This is a genomic window from Tsukamurella conjunctivitidis (genome assembly GCF_007858475.1).
Taxonomy (GTDB): domain Bacteria; phylum Actinomycetota; class Actinomycetes; order Mycobacteriales; family Mycobacteriaceae; genus Tsukamurella; species Tsukamurella conjunctivitidis.
The window spans coordinates 1-698 of sequence record NZ_VIGX01000097.1; the positions used below are offsets into that span (position 1 = coordinate 1).

1 protein-coding gene is annotated in these 698 nt (G+C 66.5%); it reads right to left on the reverse strand.

Annotation, left to right across the window (positions count from 1 at the left end; genetic code table 11):
- Positions 1-414, reverse strand: a 414-nt coding sequence (locus FK530_RS24530) for a hypothetical protein (protein ID WP_146489438.1), incomplete at its 3' end; no start/stop codon positions are given.
- Positions 415-698: the final 284 nt, after the last annotated feature.

Below are 698 nucleotides of genomic sequence, written 5' to 3' on the forward strand. Positions count from 1 at the left end.
GTTGGTCGTGAGGTCCGAGAAGTCCTCGGAGAACCCCTGAATCGTCGCACCCCCGCCTCCCTGCGACGCAGGGTCGCTCACCTCACCTGTGGCGCGGAAAACCGACATCAGAGGGTTGATGTACTGCTCGGCACCGTAGGCGAAGTACTCGGTGGACAGCGGAATGGTGCTGCCTTTCTCGCCCGGGTACTGGGGATTCCCGGGGTTCAGGGTGATCCGGGACTGAGGCGCGGAGATCCAGCCCTGCTGAGCGGGTGAGCTGTCCGCGAGATCCTCCGTCGTGACCGTTGCCGTGCCCTGGGGATCCTGGTCGGTCGCGGTCGCGGTCGCGGCGCCTGCCGGAAGGCCTGTGGACACCGACAGTGCCAGGGCCAGAGGCACCGCGAGTGCGGCGAACGTGGTCGAGTGCTTCATCGAACCTCCTGTGTCTGGCCGCGGGGACACCCGCCGCCTACTGCTGACCGGTCCCTCGCGGACCTGCCACCGCACGGGATGTCGTTGTCCCGTGCGGGTCCAACTGCATGCAGCCCGACCCGGATCCCTCAGCGATGAGAGGTGCACATCCAAGTGTCATGAACCGGGTACCGTCGAACCGAAACGCTTCGGCAAACAGGCCAAGATTATCCTCGCTCACGCCGACAGTCAATGACCCGATCGACTCCGGGAAGCCCCGGGGCGAGCTCGGACCCTGGCGGCCC